The sequence below is a fragment of the Nocardia sp. NBC_01327 genome (genome assembly GCF_035958815.1).
GTDB lineage: Bacteria > Actinomycetota > Actinomycetes > Mycobacteriales > Mycobacteriaceae > Nocardia.
The window spans coordinates 6,246,609-6,260,524 of sequence record NZ_CP108383.1; the positions used below are offsets into that span (position 1 = coordinate 6,246,609).

A 13,916-nucleotide genomic window follows, 5' to 3' on the forward strand; every position below is an offset into this window, starting at 1 on the left:
TCTTGCGGCTGCAGCGATGACACAGCGTGAAATGACACAGCGTGATTCGAGGGACCTCAGCGGCGAGCGACCTTCCCCGCCTGAGGTCCCGGGACATCCCGGAGAAGGTCAGCTTCGTGCGCCGTCGAATGCGGAGACCACGAGTGCAGCGGCCATCGCACCCGCGACTGCGGGTGTGGCGACGATGGGCTGCGTGAACATGCGGACCAGAGTGCCCGACGATTACCGGAGCGCGCCAGTCATTTTCAATCCCTGAGGGCTCGCCCGTCGTGCCGGTCCGGTCTTCGACGATACCGTCGCTAGTATTGCCGCAGTTTCGCCAAGAGTTTGCTGCGTCGCTCTTCCTGCGCAGCACAGTGCACCGAACCGAATTGTCCGTGATCGGCGATGAAGGCGGGCCCGTGGGCATTCTGCACAACCACAAAACACTCGTGTCGAATGTCGCCCTGGTGTCGATGATGCTGGCAGGGGCGAGCTACCTGGCGTTCGATATCGCGCGGGTGCGGCCGGGTGGGTCGTATGCGGTCACCGTGCAATTGGATCGATCCGGCGGCGTGCAACCCGGCAATGATGTGACCTGGCGGGGATATCGGGTCGGCAAGGTCAGGTCGGTCTCGATCATCGACGGTGGCGCGCAGGTTGCCGCGGTGGCGGAAATCGAAGACCGGTACCGGATTCCGGCCGATACCGATATCAAGGTGGCGGCGCTGTCGGGAGCCGGTGAGCAGTACATCGACTTCCAGCCGCATTCCGATGGCGCGCCATTTCTGAAGGACGGCATGGTCATCCACTTCGATCCGAAGCGGATCACGACGCCGACCCCGATCTCGCAGACGCTCATCGATACCAGTGGCCTGCTGTCCCAGATCGATCCGGACAAGTACAGCGTCATCCTCACCGAGCTGGACACCGCGCTCAGCGGCGGGCCCGATCAGCTTCGGCATCTCATCGACGGCATCAGCCTGGCCACGGCGGGTCTGGACCGGCTGCTGCCGCAGACCGAGAGCCTCGTGGAGAACCTGCGCCTGATCGCGGGCACTACCGCGCACGCGCAGCCGGATCTGGGCACGCTGACCCGTAATTCGCAGCTGCTGTTCGATCAGGCCAATGCCGCCAATGCCGAATTGCGGCAGCTGCTCGAACGCGCACCGGGCCAGCTGGCCGTCGCCTCGGCGACGCTGGATCGCGATGCGGACCCGATCCAGAGCCTCACGACCACCCTCGCGGCGATCGTGAATTCCGCGATGCTGCGGATTCCGGCGATACACGCGCTGTTCCCGGCATTGGTGATCGGGACCTCGGCAATGGGTGTGCCCGCGCACGACAACGAGTTCTACACGATCGCCGATATCTGGCCGCGGCCGTGGTGCCGGTACACGACCAAGGACACCGCGCCCTATGTGGTGCAGGACGGCACCCTTGCCCGCTGGGCCTACTGCACCAATCCCCCGCCCGAACAGCAGATTCGCGGGTCCGGCAATGCCCCGCGACCGGACATTCCGAACAATGGCGCCGAAATGCCCACCTGGGCCGATCCGAACGAGCGCACCCTGCCGCCGGTTCGGTGATTCGCACGCGTGTCGGCGCGCCCGTCGCGAGTTGTCCCGCAAATCTCACCCTGCAACCTTCAGAATGATCACTTGGTACCTCCCGAGGGGGTTCCATGCTGTGCCAACGTGATGTCCCCTCGCCCTGGCAGCCGCGTCGACAGGGTGGCGGGCAAGGCTAGAGAGGTCAGATGTCTCGATGATGAGCAAGCGTTCCCTCGGCTTGGCAGCGCGTTCAGTTGTCTTCGTGGGTGTCGCGGCTGCCGGATTGACGGCCGCACCCGCACAGGCCGATCCACTGTGGCCGGGCGGTCCGGAAGTACCGGGTGTGCCGGCGATCATTCCGTCACTTCCGGCCGTGGCGCCGTGCTCGGCGCAGGCTCGCGCCTGCCTGCGGCTCGGCACCAATGAGGCGTGGCTGATGGACAATGGGAAGGTCACCTTCGGCCCGACCCCGATCTCCCACGGTATGCCGGGCTTCGAAACCCCACCGGGTGTCTTCAAGGTGGCGTTCAAGGAGCCGTTCCACTGGAGCACCATGCACCAGGCGCCGATGGAGTACGCGATTTTCTTCAATGGAGACATCGCATTCCACATCGGGCCGACGGATAAGAAGTCGCACGGTTGTATTCGCATGACGCCCGACGGCGCCAAGCAGTTCTTCAGTTACCTCAACCCCGGCGACGTGGTCGAGGTCGTGCCGTAGGTCGTCGACGCTGTTTCGATCTGTTTCGAAAAGCCCCCTCCCCGCGGTGCGGGGAGGGGGCTTTTCACCGGTCAGGCCGGGCAGCTGTGGAAGGCGTGCACCAGCCACTGCCCGGACGGCCGGGCGATCACCCAGGTACCCAGCACCGCCGGTTCGGTGCCCGACTTCCCGGGCAGCTGTACTGCGCTGCGGCCCACCACAATTGCGGTATCCGGGTTCAGGAACCGCACGGTCGAGGGCTCGTCCACGACCCGCGACCCCTGCCACGGCCCCGCGAAGGCGGCGGCGAAGCGAGCCCGGACCGCCTCGCGGCCCGCACCCGGCCAGCCCGGCGTCACCGAACTGGCGTCGGTATCGAAATTGGCGGCGAGCGCATCGGCGTCATTGTTCGCCCAGGCGCCGTAGACGCCGTCGATCACGGCGAGCACGGCGGCCCGCTCATCGGTCTGCACTGCGATGTCGTTCATGGTGATCCTCCTCGAATTCGCGCCGCCGATTCAGCGGCTCGTGAGTACCTACCGGCGCGGGCGCACAAACTCATCGGTGCCGCGTGCATGTCACCGCCGTCGCGTACAACAGGGAGGTGGCCGAGGAATTCACCACCCGCACCGATCCCTACCGCCGGGAGTTGCTGGCGCACTGCTACCGCATGCTCGGATCGGTGCACGATGCCGAGGATCTGGTGCAGGAGACACTGCTGCGCGCCTGGCGCGCCCGCGACAGCTATGACGAGAGCCGGGCGTCACTGCGCACCTGGCTGCACCGGATCGCCACGAACGCCTGCCTGACCGCACTGGAGCAGCGGACGCGGCGGCCGCTCCCGGCCGGGCTGGGCGGCCCGCCCGGAGACGACCCGCGCGAGGCGCTGGTGCACGGCGGTGAAGTGCCGTGGCTGCAACCGATTCCGGATGCCATGATCGGCGATCCTGCGGAAGTGGCTGCGGCACAGGGCAGTCTGCGCCTGGCGCTGGTCGCGGCCATGCAGCATCTACCCGCCCGGCAGCGCGCGGTGTTCGTGCTGCGCGAGGCGCTCGACTGGCCCGCCACACAGATCGCCGAGGCGCTGGAGATGACACCCGCCGGGGTGAACAGCGCCCTGCAGCGAGCACGAAAGACGCTCTCCGAAAGCGGTATCCACGAGGACGGCATCACCGAACCCACCGACCGCAAAGCCGTGATCGACCGCTACGTGATCGCCTTCCGGAACGCGGACCTGACCGCCATCGAAAAGCTCCTCACCGACGACGTCATCCTGGAAATGCCGCCCTACCTCAATTGGTACCGGGGCCCCGCCGACTACACCGCCTTCCTCGCCCGCGCCTTCGCACTGCGCGGCACCGAATGGCGCATGCTGCCCGCCGCCGCGAACGGCCAGCCCGCCGTCGCGGCCTACGTCCGAAACCCCGCAGGCGAGTACGTCTTACACACCCTGCAGATCTTCACCCTGTCCGGCGATCGCATCGCCCGCACCACCGTCTACCAGGACCCCGAAATATTCGCGCTCTTCGACCTCGCCCCGGCCTGCTGATCAGACAGGGCGTTCAGCGAGCCGATGCCGAATGCGGTGGTGGCACTACACAACCCGCCCGCCGCAGCTGCAGGTGTGGGGGCGGCACAGCAACTCTGCGCCACGCGGCGCAGGGGTTTCGGTTTGCCGTTACCGCGACCCGAGGACGCCGTCGACTGTACGGCGGATCTTCTCGACGGCGGTCGTATCGCCCAGGCGCAGGGCGGTGTTCGCGGAGCGGAGGATGGCGTCGAGTTGGAAGGCTACGAGATCGGTGTCCAGGTCGGTGATTTCGCCGGCGACGATGGCTTGGCGCAGTTCGTGGGAGAGGACGTAGATCCATTCCTGCTGGTAGCTTGCCAGCGCGTCTTGTACCGGGCCTGGGCGACTGTCGAATTCGCTGAGGTTGGCGGCCTGGAAGCAGCCGCCGGCGAACAGGGGGGCTTCGGCGTAGTCGATCCAGCGGTCGATCAGTTCTCGAAGGCGTTGTGCGCCGTGGGGTTTCGATTGGGCGGGGCGGACGACGGCGTCGATGAACATGCGGCGCGCATGGTCGACGGTGGCCAGCTGCAGTGTTTCCTTGGTGCGGAAGAGGGTTTGGATGCCGGCCTTGCTGAGCCCGACGTCCATGGCCAGCCGGCCGAAGCTGAGGCTTTCCAGGTTCTCCAGGGAGGCGATGTCCACGGCCCGGCCGAGCACGATCTGCCGGGTCCGGGCGCCGCGGAGCAGGCGCTTATCGGTGATCTCGGACGCGGACGCCGGATTGTCCATACGGTCGATCGTACTCCGGCGGACTATGCCGACCCGAGAACGTAGGCCAGCTGTCGCACCAGCAATGTCGCTATCACCGCCTGGCCGGAGGTCGAGAAATGAATCCCGTCCGCGCTGAGCAGGTTCGGACGGTCGTTGAACGGGTGCTCCTCACAGTCGGCGATGACGCCGCCGTACTCCGACGCCAGCGTGCGGGTGATCTCGTTGAGCGCCCGCACCCGGTCCTCCCAATCCGGGAACACCGGAATGACGAAGGCGCGGCCGAGGGTGAAGGCGGCCAGCTGAGCGCCCGTTCCGGCCGCCAGTTCCCACATGCGGCGCAGCGTCTGTTCGATCTGCGCCCAGTCGGGTTCGCGGCGCACGATGTCGTTCGCACCGCTGGGCACAATCAGCAGGTCCGGGCGGAATGCGAGGATCCGGGCGCTCTGCTCGTCCAGCGCCTGCCGCGTCGTGGCCCCGATCCGGCCGGTATTGAGGTATGCGAGCTCCGGCCGCACCCGGGCCAGAATCTGCCGAATCCGTTCGGGCCAGCCGAGATTCAGATAGCCGGGGGTCGGATCGCCCGCGCCCACCGAGAGGCTGTCGCCGACGGAGGCGAAACGCCGCCACGGTGCGTCGTGAAGCAGGCCGGCGGCCGCCGAGGGCGCTAGGCAGTACGGGTCCGTCGCCTCGGTGAGCGGTTCCACCATCACAGTCATGAATTAAGCATACGGTCGTACGTATCTATGAAACAAGAGGGCATCAATTGCCCCTCGACGTGACCGCCATTACAGTTACGCTCCAGTAGGAACTCCAGCGTTCCCTGAAATACGGAGTCGCACATGCCAACACCCGCCACCGCCGTGTCGACCACCGCAGCCCCCGCGACCGTCGTCACCCGCACCTGCCTCGAACTCACCGCCGATGTCCTCGAACGACTGCTGGAGGTGCTCGCGGCCGTCGACTCCGCGGTGCTGGCCGAACACCACACCGCCGTACACGCGGTCACCTCCGCACTGCTGGGCGGGCAGCCCGCCACGGCCCGGACGCGGTCGGCGGGCATCGAGATCGAGGAGTCGTATTTTGTGCTGGCCCTGCGCATTCCACCGCGGCCGCGCGGCGCCACACCGGCCGTCGACGCGGCGGTGCTGGCTCGGCGCACCCTGCGGCGCCTGCAATCGGGGCTGGCCGTGCGCAGCGCGGGACGGGCGCTGCCGCTGTTGAGCGTCGAGGGCGGCACCGTGCTGTTGCCCGAATCCTGCACCGACCCGGCGACTCTCGACGATCTCATCGCCGGACTGTCCGCTGCGGCAGCGGTTCCCCTCACGGCGACCGTCATGCACGCTGCGACACAGGCGATTCCGGCGGCGGCGGATCAGGCGCACGAACTGCTGGATATGGTGCACCGCCTGCAGTGCGAACCGGGTCTGTACCGGTTCGACGAGCTGGCCATGGAATATCAGCTGACCCGGCCGGGTCCGGGCCGCGAATACCTCGGGGCGCTACTGGATCCGCTCGACGAGTACCCGGAGCTGCTCGAGACCCTGCGCCGGCACCTCGGCAACGACCTGAACCGCCGCCGCACCGCGCGCGGGCTCGGCGTGCACACCAATACCATCGACTACCGGCTCAAGCGCATCGGTCAGCTCACCGGTTTCGATCCCGCCCAATCGGCGGGGCTGTGGTACCTGCGCTCCGCGCTGGTGGCCCGCACCTATCGAAATGCGGAGCAGCACAGGTACTTCGAGCAAACACTCACCTAGCGACTACCTCATACCGCGATCCGGCGCCGCACTTCGCGGCTGCCGGCACGGCCCAGCACCGGGCGGCCGCACAGCATCCGCAGCAGCAACGCCAGGAACGGCACATGCTGTGAACGCGACCGCCGTGACAGCGCCACCGACCACACCGTCTCGCGCCCAGGCAGACCCAGCGGCTGATCCTCGAATCGATCGGCAAGCCAGTCGATCATGGTGGGCGCGCCCAAAAACTGCAGTGGCAGATGCATACTGAGCCGATCCCGCAGATATCCGACGTGCGCCCCGCGCCGCAGATACCGGCCGACGTGCGCATCGATATCGGCCACCGCGATCACCTCGTCATGCACCGCCTGCAGCACCAGCATGGGCATGGCGGGAGCCTGTGCGCCGGGCCGGATGTCGTCGAGCACGATACGGAGCTCGGGATGGTCCAGCATGGCCGCGAGCCCTTCGCGCGCATGGCGATCGGCATCGCGTCCGGCGAAGCGGGCCAGCAGCGGGAGCGTCGGGGTGCGCTCGGCGGTATCCAGCAGTGCCAGATACGCGGCCGAGAGATGATCGCTCAGCACCGCACGCAGTTGCGGATACGCCCGCCGCAGTCCGGCGGTGAACACCATGGCGAAGCCCGCGTACGGCGAGGCGTTCAAACGCACGAAGGCCGCGGCCGGATCACCGACCGGCGATCCCGCCACCGCGCCGACGATATCGAGTTCGGGCGCGTACTCGGAGGCCAGCTCCGCCGCCCAGGCGGTCGCCAGACCGCCACCGGAGTAGCCCCACAACCCGATTCGAGTATCGGCGGCCAAACCCAGGGCCGGGAATCGCAGTGCGGCGCGCGCCGCGTCCAAGGCCCGATAGCCGGGTTCGCGGGCCGCGCCGAAATGCCCACCGAGCCCCTCGTGATCGGGCACCGAGACCGCCCAGCCGCGGGTCAGCGCACTGGCGATGAGCGGCAATTCCAGCTGCGGTATGGATCCGAGCGCGCGAGCGCCGTGCCGTAATGCGTAGGAGGGGAAGCACATCGGCGCGACGGCGTCGATCGCGCACTGGAACGACAGCAGCGGCCGCCGCTCGGCCGGATCGGCGCCCCACGGCAGCAGCACCGTGGTGACCGCCGCCTCCGGAGCGCCGCGCAGATCGGTGGTGCGATAGAGCAGTTGCCACGCCTCGATCTGCTGCGGCACCAGCCCGAACAGCCCCAGCCTGACCTGCCGCGAGCGCAGAATCGTGCCCGGTGCGAGGCGGCCGAGCGGCACCGGTGAGTGGTAGAACGGGTCGTCGCCCGGCAGTTGCGGCTCAGAGATGCCCATCACCACCGATCATCCAGGGGTTGAAGGCGCATTCGAGGTCCGGATGCGCGGCGGGATCCAAGGCGCGCAAGGCAATCGAGGCGGCGCGCGGCGAGTACATGATCGTCAGGTGGTCGGACAGATCCTGCGCACAGTCCTGCTGCAGCGTGATGTTGTCCACCGTGGCGCCGGGCCCCTGCTGCAGGAAGGTCCACTGGTACGGATTGGACACCTCATCGTGCTCGGTGCCGATGGCGGTGTAGTCGACGCCGGGCACGGTATCGCCGTCGGCATCGAGTTTGGTGTAGAACGGCGAGCCCACCGTCTGTTCGATATTCGACTGCCCGAGAATCGGTTCGTAGAAGCCGAGAATATTCACACCCATATTGGTGATCCAGCGCCCCAGGGTGGCGATGCCCATCAGCGAGGTGCCGTGGCTGGTCGCCCCGAGCGAGATCACCTTCCGCACCTTTCCCTGTCCGCCGTCGAATTTCAGGTACTGGCTGGTCACCGGCCCGCCCTGGGAGTGCGCCACCACATCGACGGCGGGCGCACCCGTGGCGGCCAGCACCCGGTCCACGAAACCGGCTACCTGCCGCGCCGAATCCTCCAGCGGCCCTACACCGTAGCGGCCCGGCAGGATCGGCCCGAGTCCACCACCCTCGAGCAGGCCCTCGCGTCCGTAGTTGAAGGCGAAGACGCAGAATCCGGCGCGGGCGATGCGCGGTGACAGATAGGCGAAGCTGTCGTAGGCGTTGAGCCAGGTGCCGTGCAGCAACACCACCGGGCGCGGGTGTTCGGCGCTGGGCTTGCAGGTCCAATCGTTCGCTCCGGGCGGCGCGGCATCCGGATGGGTCAATCCGTAGGCGAAGGCCGCCAGCGGCGCGGACAATTCGGGACCCGCGCCGACGGTGTCCGATGCCGTACTCGGCGAGAGCACCTCGGGCGCGGAATTCGCCACACCACCGGACAGCGCCATCCCCATCGCGGTGACTCCGGCACACACAGCGCCACCGAGCGCTCGCATTTTCGGTCTCATCGAACCTCTCCCACTACATCGAATTCGCTTGCGACAGTAGGGGTGTGGTGTGACCTGGAACACTGACCCTGTGGCAGGTGACAAGGCGGCCCGCCATGAGCGGGCCGCCGATTGTGGTGCGGGACAGCTACTACGTCCGGTACCGGAACAGGATCCGGCCGCGGGTGAGGTCGTAGGGGCTCAGCTCCACGAGCACCCGGTCCTGGAGCGTGATCTTGATGTAGTTCTTCCGAATCTTGCCGCTGATGTGCGCGAGCACCTGGTGACCGTTCGGAAGCTCCACCAGGAAGGTGGCATTGCGCAGACATTCGACGACGATGCCGTCGATTTCGATGCCCCCGCCCTTTTTGGCCGAGGTGGAATTAGCAGATTTCATGGTGTCGCCTTTCGAGATTGCCTTGTCTCGCAGGCGCTCCCGGCGACAGCTACAGCGTTCGCGCAACCATGACGACGAGGGGGAGCACCCACACGGGTACAGCGTTCATGGGTCTCACCTCCTTGCGTGATGTCACGGTGCGCCGGACGTTATCAGCCTCATCCGGTCCTGGCCACCCATTTTCACGCGGGCGGGCGGGAGATGGCGATGGCGGTGCGGGTGAACAGGGAGGCAAGTTCGGGCAGGTGCGAGGCATCGCGCTCGTTCAGGCAGGACCGCACCCGATCGTCGATGCCGCCGAGCAACATATCGATCAGTTCCGGATCCGGCTCCGCGGCGAGTTCGCCGTCGCGCACGCCGATGCGCACCACGGCCATGATGTATTCGGCGAAACGGCGGTGCACCCGGGCCCGATGCGCCACCAGGCCCGGGCCGGCGGCCATGGTCTCCACATACAGCGCGCGAGCGGCGGCCGGCTTGTCGGCCAGGACCCGCAGATAGATCTCGAACGAAAGCCGCACGCGGTCGGGGAAACTCACGCCGACCATTCCGGTGACGGTGTCCTGCAATTGGTCCAGGGCCTTACCCACCGCGAGATCGTAAGCGGCGGCAAAACATTCGTCCTTGCCGCCGAAGACGGCGTAGAACGTCCGCCGCGCCACCTGCGCCCGGCTCACGATGTCGGCGACCGTCGTGGCCCCGTACCCCAGCTCCCCCACCGCCTCCAGCACGGCGGTGCACAATCGCTGATACTGCGAGGACTCAACCTGTTCACGGCTGAGCCCGTGCCGCCCGCGCGGCAGTGGTCCCGCGGCCCCCGCACCCTCCACACTCACCTCGCCCACACTATGGCCTTCCGCCGATCGCCGATGCCCGCTATCGCTTGGGCCAGTGCCACGGTGGTTCCTCCAGGGGTCGCAGCCCGTAGACGGTGGTCGCGCCGTCCTCCTTGACCAGCTCGATGGTATGCAGGTCCGGGGCGTGCGCGGCCAGTACGTTGCGCAATTGCCGCGCGTGGGTCACCACGATCACCTGGGTGTCCTCGGCGACCTTGGCGATGAGTTCGCCGAGGGGGCCGAGCAATTCCGGGTGCAGGCTGGTCTCGGGCTCGTTCAGCACCAGCAGTTCCGGCGGGCGCGGGGACAGCAGTGCCGCGACCAGCAGCAGATAGCGCAGGGTGCCGTCGGAGAGTTCCCCGGAGCCGAGCGGGCGGTGCAGTCCGGGCTGGTGCAGCAGTAGTTCGAAACGCCCGTCCCGACCGGCAATCTCGATCTCACTGCCCGGAAAGGCATGGTCCACCGCCTGATTCAGGCCCTCGGCATCACCGATCTCGCGAATCGTCTGCAATGCGGCCGCGCCGTCGGAGCCGTCGTGCGCGAGCACCATGGTCCGGGTCCCGATCTGCAATGTGCGGCCGGGAGCGTCCGCATCGGTACGCAGGTGGTCGTAGAAGCGCCACCCTCTGATGCGTTCGCGCAGCACCAGCAAATCCGGCGCATGCTGCGGGTCGGCCAATTCGGCGAGCATGCTGTCGAACGGTTTCAGCGCGTGCGGGACCATCTGCCAGCCGCCCCTGTCCGCCCGAAGTCGCACCACCGGCCCACCGCGCTCGGCCAGCATGGTCGCGGGGCGCAGCACCGGTCCGGCCCACACCGCCTCCGCCTTGATCTCCGGATCCCGGTTGAACATCGAATACCTGTCCGGCACCGGCACACCCAGATCCGCCGCATAACCGAAGTCGTCGCCCGCGAACCCGAGCCGCAGTGCCAGCGGTTCCCCGCGCGCGGTCCGCCCGGGCCCCGCCCAGAGCGTCGAATCGAGCCCGCCCTCCCGCGCCAGCCCGGCCACCGCGCCATTGCGGGAGAAATCAGCCAGCAGCCGCAGCACCCGATAGAGACTCGACTTGCCACTGCCATTGGCCCCGGTGACCACGTTCAACTGCCCGAGCGGCGCCACCAACCGCCGCAGCGACCGATAGTTCTCGACGGCGAGCGTGGTCAACATGCCACCACCCTATTGATGGCAGCAGACACCCTCCAGCAATCGGACCGCCGCAATGAGCCAGGTCACCCCCCAGGTCCTGCCGGCCGGCTCCCGGGTCGTGTGGTGATCCGGTCACGATGCCGACCACAGTGACCCTCGTCAGAGCCGAGCAGCGCTCCGCCCGCACCGACAACCGTTCACAGCCTTGGCTGTGCCGCCCCTGCGACTTCGCCGCCTGCGGACGAAACGAGGGCAACTGCCCCGTCAATAACGCGGTGACGGCCGGCGACGATTAGGCGGCCGGACGGTGGGCGACGACTAGGCGGCCGGACGGTGGGCGACGGTGGCCAGGACGCGCAGGGCGTCGGCGAGGTTGACGACCATGCCGGACCCCTCGGCGGCCAGGCCCATCTCCATGTACTGGCGGATGAGTTCGGACTGCGTAATGCCCTTGGCCTCGGCGGTGGCCTTCAATCGCTCGTCGAGGTCGACCGACCACTTGACCGACCGCTTCACCGGGATGCCGTCCCCCGGCTTATCGGCCGGGCCCGGTAGTCCCGCGGGCGCGGGCGCGTCCTGATCGAATGTCATGCCTTCGGCCCATGCCGCGAATTCGGAAGCGGTGCCGGGGATTTCACTGGTCATTGTTCGTCCTCCCATTCCGTGAAGGTCTTCAGCTGCGGCGGCGTCATATCGGTGATGCCGATGATCTGATGGTCGGTCAGGGCCGATGCTTCGTCGTCGTCAGCCGGTAGGCGCCGTGTCCACACGATGACCGCACGCCCGGCGCGGGTGCGGCCCCAGAACGTCAGGGCGGTGACGTCGTGCCCGCCGGCGGGAACAACCTTCCTGCGCCGGCCGTACACGACGTCGTCGATATCGGCTGGAGACAATCCCAACTCGGCGGCCATTCGCAATGCTCGATGCAACCAGTAGTAACCCATGTCCTGCCCTATGGTACCTCGCGTGAGGTACCGGAGGCCATGGCAGCTCAGGCGTCGTGGAAGACGAGGCCGAGGGTGTGGCGGCGGCCGGAGCGGACGAGGCTCACGCCGTGGCGCATGGGGGCGGCGGACCAGCCGCGGGCGCTGGGGACCGGGCGGTCGCGGGTGGTGAAGATGAGGCCGTGGCCCTGCGGGAGACGAAGGGCCGAACCACGCGATTGGGCGCGGGGGCGCTGTTCGACCATGAGGAATTCGCCGCCGGTGTAGTCGACGTCGGGGACATCGAGTCCGATGACCACCTGGAGCGGAAAGATCATGTCGCCGAACAGGTCTCGATGCAGGGCGTTCCAGTCCCCCGGGCCGTAGCGCAGCAGGATCTGCGCGGATTTCTGCTGTCCGGCCGCGTGACACTGCGCGATCCAGTCGTCGAGTCGCTCGGGCCAGGTTCCGGGGCGGCGCAGGCGGGCCGCCCAATCCTGGGCAATGGGAAGCAGTTTCGGGTACAGCGCGGCGCGCAGGTCCGCGACGATCTCGGGAAGATCGTGGGTGAAGTAGCGGTACTGGCCGGACCCGAAACGGTGCCTGGCCATATCGATGGTCGAGCGGAAGCGGTCCTGCTGGTCGTAGAGATTCACCAGATCGCGGCATTCCTCGGCTGTCAGCAGCGGGCCCATCAGCGCGTGGCCGTGGTCGTCCAGGTCGGCGGCGAGCGCGGGCCAGTCCTGGGCGGCGATGCGGGCGGCGCGCACGGGCGGCAACTGGATACCTGCCGTCATCGATCGTGCTTTCGCGGATTCGTCCTGACCATTCCCCTACTGTGCCGGAGCCCGACGCACGGGACCGGCGGAGTTCGGACGTGACATTTTCCGCAAACTGAACAGGTTAACTTGCAAGTTTTACTGAGGTACTGCAAGCTGGCCGAGTGAGTGAACCCGGCACACGCAGGTCAGCGCAGGAGCTGGCGGGAGCTGCTGCCGATTTGCGGGTGGTGACGAGCAGGATACTGCGACATCTGCGCACCGCCCGCGGCGCGATCGATGTGACCCCGTCCCAGGCCGTGGCCCTGAGCCGCCTCGGCACCGACGGGTCGATGTCGGTGGCCGATCTGGCGCGTGCGGAGAAGGTGCGGCCGCAGTCCATGCGGACCACCCTCGCCGCACTGGAGGAGCGCGGCCTGGTGATCCGGTCGCCCCATCCCTCCGATCAGCGTCAGGTCCTCATGTCGCTGACCCCCGCGGGTGTGCGGTTGCTCGCGCAGGCCCATGTGGCGAAGGAAGACTGGCTCGCCACCGCCATTGCCACCAAACTCTCTCCGGCCGAACAGGATTCGCTGATCGCCGCCATTCCACTGCTCGATCGACTGGTCGGGCCCTGACCACTGTTTCGCACCCGTAGAAAAGGATTCGCTTCGTGTCTTCGACGATTCTGGAACCACGCACCGCTCTGGTACTGATCGACCTGCAGCAGGGTGTGGTCGGCATGCAGACCCTGCCGCACACCGCCGCCGAGGTGGTGCGGAACTCGGTGGCGCTGGCGCGCGCCTTCCGGAAGCGGGATCTGCCGGTTGTGCTTGTGCGCGTGTCGTTCTCGGCCGATCGGGCGGATGCCGCTCCGGGCCGGACCACCGATTCGGGCGCCCAGGCCTTCACCCCGCCCGAGGGCTGGGATGTGCTGGTCGACGACCTCGAGATCCAGCCCACCGATATTCAGATCACCAAGCGGCAGTGGGGCGCCTTCTACGGCACCGAACTCGATCTGCAGCTGCGCCGGCGCGGCATCACCGGGATCGTGCTGACCGGCATTGCCACCAGCATCGGGGTGGAGTCGACCGCGCGCGCCGCACAGGAGCACGGATATTCGGTCGTGGTCGTCGAGGACGCCAGCGCCGACCGCGATCTCGCCTCGCACGAGCATGCGTTCGGGAAGATCTTCCCCCGACTGGGACTGGTCGCGACCACACAGGATGTGCTCGACGCATTGGACGCGCAGGCCGGCGACGCCTGACGCAGGTACAA

General features: G+C 67.5%; 18 protein-coding genes. 7 read left to right on the top strand and 11 right to left on the bottom strand.

Features of this window, described 5'->3' with window-relative positions:
* Nucleotides 1–401: 401 nt before the first annotated feature.
* Entirely contained in the window at nucleotides 402–1,568 is a 1,167-nt protein-coding gene (locus OG326_RS28850) for an MlaD family protein (RefSeq protein ID WP_327140272.1), read from the top strand.
* A 226-nt stretch (nucleotides 1,569–1,794) separates the two neighbouring features.
* A complete protein-coding gene (locus OG326_RS28855; protein WP_327140273.1) occupies nucleotides 1,795–2,253 on the top strand; it encodes a L,D-transpeptidase in 459 nt (152 codons plus the stop codon).
* Nucleotides 2,254–2,324: 71 nt separating this feature from the next.
* On the opposite strand, the gene OG326_RS28860 is transcribed toward OG326_RS28855, so the two are convergent.
* Complete coding sequence (locus OG326_RS28860; RefSeq protein WP_327140274.1) at nucleotides 2,325–2,720, bottom strand: SgcJ/EcaC family oxidoreductase; 396 nt, start codon at nucleotides 2,718–2,720, stop codon at nucleotides 2,325–2,327.
* Nucleotides 2,721–2,803: 83 nt separating this feature from the next.
* On the opposite strand from OG326_RS28860, the gene OG326_RS28865 reads away from it, so the two are divergent.
* On the top strand, nucleotides 2,804–3,781 hold the full coding sequence (locus OG326_RS28865) for a sigma-70 family RNA polymerase sigma factor (RefSeq protein ID WP_327140275.1): 978 nt from the start codon (nucleotides 2,804–2,806) through the stop codon (nucleotides 3,779–3,781).
* Nucleotides 3,782–3,910: 129 nt separating this feature from the next.
* On the opposite strand, the gene OG326_RS28870 is transcribed toward OG326_RS28865, so the two are convergent.
* Both OG326_RS28870 and OG326_RS28875 read right to left on the bottom strand, forming a co-directional pair.
* Entirely contained in the window at nucleotides 3,911–4,531 is a 621-nt protein-coding gene (locus OG326_RS28870) for a TetR/AcrR family transcriptional regulator (protein ID WP_327140276.1), read from the bottom strand.
* A 23-nt stretch (nucleotides 4,532–4,554) separates the two neighbouring features.
* Complete coding sequence (locus tag OG326_RS28875; protein ID WP_327140277.1) at nucleotides 4,555–5,229, bottom strand: SGNH/GDSL hydrolase family protein; 675 nt, start codon at nucleotides 5,227–5,229, stop codon at nucleotides 4,555–4,557.
* A gap of 123 nt (nucleotides 5,230–5,352) precedes the next feature.
* Here OG326_RS28875 and OG326_RS28880 point away from each other — a divergent pair, with 123 nt between their 5' ends.
* Nucleotides 5,353–6,273: a PucR family transcriptional regulator gene (locus tag OG326_RS28880; RefSeq protein ID WP_327140278.1), complete on the top strand. Its 921-nt coding sequence runs from the start codon at nucleotides 5,353–5,355 to the stop codon at nucleotides 6,271–6,273.
* Between the two features lie 8 nt (nucleotides 6,274–6,281).
* Here the strand turns inward: OG326_RS28880 and OG326_RS28885 are convergent, their stop codons facing one another.
* From OG326_RS28885 to OG326_RS28905, 5 genes are all read right to left on the bottom strand, one after another.
* The gene (locus OG326_RS28885; protein WP_327140279.1) at nucleotides 6,282–7,580 is read right to left on the bottom strand and encodes a lipase family protein; all 1,299 of its coding nucleotides are present in this window, start codon (nucleotides 7,578–7,580) and stop codon (nucleotides 6,282–6,284) included.
* On the bottom strand, nucleotides 7,567–8,598 hold the full coding sequence (locus OG326_RS28890; protein ID WP_442790841.1) for an esterase/lipase family protein: 1,032 nt from the start codon (nucleotides 8,596–8,598) through the stop codon (nucleotides 7,567–7,569). Before OG326_RS28890 ends, OG326_RS28885 begins: the two co-directional genes overlap by 14 nt.
* Nucleotides 8,599–8,728: 130 nt before the next feature.
* Nucleotides 8,729–8,974 carry a translation initiation factor IF-1 gene (gene infA / locus OG326_RS28895; protein ID WP_327140280.1) on the bottom strand — a complete coding sequence of 82 codons (246 nt, stop codon included), beginning with the start codon at nucleotides 8,972–8,974 and terminating at the stop codon, nucleotides 8,729–8,731.
* Between the two features lie 182 nt (nucleotides 8,975–9,156).
* Nucleotides 9,157–9,810: a TetR/AcrR family transcriptional regulator gene (locus OG326_RS28900; RefSeq protein ID WP_327140281.1), complete on the bottom strand. Its 654-nt coding sequence runs from the start codon at nucleotides 9,808–9,810 to the stop codon at nucleotides 9,157–9,159.
* A 40-nt stretch (nucleotides 9,811–9,850) separates the two neighbouring features.
* Complete coding sequence (locus tag OG326_RS28905; protein WP_327140282.1) at nucleotides 9,851–10,978, bottom strand: AAA family ATPase; 1,128 nt, start codon at nucleotides 10,976–10,978, stop codon at nucleotides 9,851–9,853.
* Between the two features lie 116 nt (nucleotides 10,979–11,094).
* Here OG326_RS28905 and OG326_RS28910 point away from each other — a divergent pair, with 116 nt between their 5' ends.
* Nucleotides 11,095–11,253, top strand: coding sequence for a hypothetical protein (locus OG326_RS28910; RefSeq protein WP_327140283.1), 159 nt, complete (start codon nucleotides 11,095–11,097; stop codon nucleotides 11,251–11,253).
* Nucleotides 11,254–11,275: 22 nt separating this feature from the next.
* Here OG326_RS28910 and OG326_RS28915 read toward each other — a convergent pair whose 3' ends face one another.
* The 3 genes from OG326_RS28915 to OG326_RS28925 are packed head-to-tail and all read right to left on the bottom strand — an operon-like array spanning nucleotide 11,276 to nucleotide 12,677.
* Nucleotides 11,276–11,602: a CopG family transcriptional regulator gene (locus OG326_RS28915; protein ID WP_327140284.1), complete on the bottom strand. Its 327-nt coding sequence runs from the start codon at nucleotides 11,600–11,602 to the stop codon at nucleotides 11,276–11,278.
* A complete protein-coding gene (locus OG326_RS28920; RefSeq protein WP_327140285.1) occupies nucleotides 11,599–11,901 on the bottom strand; it encodes a hypothetical protein in 303 nt (100 codons plus the stop codon). Before OG326_RS28920 ends, OG326_RS28915 begins: the two co-directional genes overlap by 4 nt.
* Before the next feature lie 47 nt (nucleotides 11,902–11,948).
* Complete coding sequence (locus tag OG326_RS28925; RefSeq protein WP_327140286.1) at nucleotides 11,949–12,677, bottom strand: 2OG-Fe(II) oxygenase; 729 nt, start codon at nucleotides 12,675–12,677, stop codon at nucleotides 11,949–11,951.
* Nucleotides 12,678–12,823: 146 nt separating this feature from the next.
* On the opposite strand from OG326_RS28925, the gene OG326_RS28930 reads away from it, so the two are divergent.
* Together OG326_RS28930 and OG326_RS28935 are read left to right on the top strand one after the other, a co-directional pair.
* Nucleotides 12,824–13,276, top strand: coding sequence for a MarR family winged helix-turn-helix transcriptional regulator (locus tag OG326_RS28930; protein WP_327140287.1), 453 nt, complete (start codon nucleotides 12,824–12,826; stop codon nucleotides 13,274–13,276).
* A 35-nt stretch (nucleotides 13,277–13,311) separates the two neighbouring features.
* Nucleotides 13,312–13,905, top strand: a complete 594-nt coding sequence (locus OG326_RS28935; RefSeq protein WP_327140288.1) for a hydrolase — start codon at nucleotides 13,312–13,314, stop codon at nucleotides 13,903–13,905.
* The last annotated feature ends 11 nt before the right edge of the window (nucleotides 13,906–13,916 follow it).

Bases quoted from the DNA above. Each gene is read 5' to 3' on its own strand.
- OG326_RS28860 (WP_327140274.1), bottom strand. From the start codon at position 2,720: ATGAACGACATCGCAGTGCAGACCGATGAGCGGGCCGCCGTGCTCGCC.
- OG326_RS28870 (WP_327140276.1), bottom strand. From the start codon at position 4,531: ATGGACAATCCGGCGTCCGCGTCCGAGATCACCGATAAGCGCCTGCTC.
- OG326_RS28875 (WP_327140277.1), bottom strand. From the start codon at position 5,229: ATGACTGTGATGGTGGAACCGCTCACCGAGGCGACGGACCCGTACTGC.
- OG326_RS28880 (WP_327140278.1), top strand. From the start codon at position 5,353: ATGCCAACACCCGCCACCGCCGTGTCGACCACCGCAGCCCCCGCGACC.
- OG326_RS28885 (WP_327140279.1), bottom strand. From the start codon at position 7,580: ATGGGCATCTCTGAGCCGCAACTGCCGGGCGACGACCCGTTCTACCAC.
- OG326_RS28890 (WP_442790841.1), bottom strand. From the start codon at position 8,598: ATGAGACCGAAAATGCGAGCGCTCGGTGGCGCTGTGTGTGCCGGAGTC.
- infA (WP_327140280.1), bottom strand. From the start codon at position 8,974: ATGAAATCTGCTAATTCCACCTCGGCCAAAAAGGGCGGGGGCATCGAA.
- OG326_RS28905 (WP_327140282.1), bottom strand. From the start codon at position 10,978: ATGTTGACCACGCTCGCCGTCGAGAACTATCGGTCGCTGCGGCGGTTG.
- OG326_RS28910 (WP_327140283.1), top strand. From the start codon at position 11,095: ATGCCGACCACAGTGACCCTCGTCAGAGCCGAGCAGCGCTCCGCCCGC.
- OG326_RS28915 (WP_327140284.1), bottom strand. From the start codon at position 11,602: ATGACCAGTGAAATCCCCGGCACCGCTTCCGAATTCGCGGCATGGGCC.
- OG326_RS28920 (WP_327140285.1), bottom strand. From the start codon at position 11,901: ATGGGTTACTACTGGTTGCATCGAGCATTGCGAATGGCCGCCGAGTTG.
- OG326_RS28925 (WP_327140286.1), bottom strand. From the start codon at position 12,677: ATGACGGCAGGTATCCAGTTGCCGCCCGTGCGCGCCGCCCGCATCGCC.